Below are 710 nucleotides of genomic sequence, written 5' to 3' on the forward strand. Positions count from 1 at the left end.
AATATGAAGGATTTCACCCCCGAGCAGGTGGCGCGCCAGATCCCCCAGCTTAAGGCGATGCTCGCCATGCGCAACCTCCTGCGCGACCTCAAGGCCAACCTGCTGGATAACCAGACTTTCCGCAAGGAGCTGGAAAAAATCCTCCTTGACCCGGCGCTGAGCGCCGAGCTGCGCAGCGAACTCTCCGCCCTGGCCCCCAAACAGGCCTGATTTAACGGATCCATTAAGGAATGCTCATGTCTGTACAAACTGAAAATACCACCGGCGGCGAAAGCGTGGTGCTGGAGCGCCCGGCGGGCGGCGTGTACGCCTCCCTGTTTGAAAAAATCAACCTCCATCCGGTCTCCGAGCTGAGCGCGCTGGATATCTGGCAGGATCCGCAGGCGATGTCCGACGCCACCGCCGACGAGCGCCTCACCGCCGGCATGCAGGTATTTCTGGAGTGCCTGACCAAGGCCGGGTCAAAGGTGGAGAAGCTCGACAAGACCCTGATTGACCACCACATCGCCGAACTGGACTGGCAGATTAGCCGCCAGCTGGACGCGGTGATGCACAGCGACGAATTTCAGGCGGTGGAGAGCCTGTGGCGCGGGGTGAAATCCCTGGTGGACAAGACCGACTTCCGCCAGAACGTGCGCATTGAGCTGCTGGATCTCTCCAAAGAAGATTTACGCCGCGACTTCGAGGACGCCCCGGAAATCATTCAGTCC

Annotated in this window: 2 protein-coding genes; both read left to right on the forward strand. The window is 60.1% G+C overall.

Features of this window, described 5'->3' with window-relative positions; all coding sequences use genetic code 11:
• The coding region (locus ENGE1_RS26275; RefSeq protein WP_162268912.1) for a type VI secretion system contractile sheath small subunit at window positions 1-210 on the forward strand (210 nt) is incomplete at its 5' end.
• 20 nt (window positions 211-230) lie between these two features.
• A partial coding sequence (locus ENGE1_RS26280) for a type VI secretion system contractile sheath domain-containing protein (protein ID WP_174543329.1) occupies window positions 231-710 on the forward strand: 480 nt, incomplete at its 3' end.

The organism is Pluralibacter gergoviae ATCC 33028 = NBRC 105706, assembly GCF_001598855.1.
Taxonomy (GTDB): Bacteria; Pseudomonadota; Gammaproteobacteria; order Enterobacterales; family Enterobacteriaceae; genus Pluralibacter; species Pluralibacter gergoviae.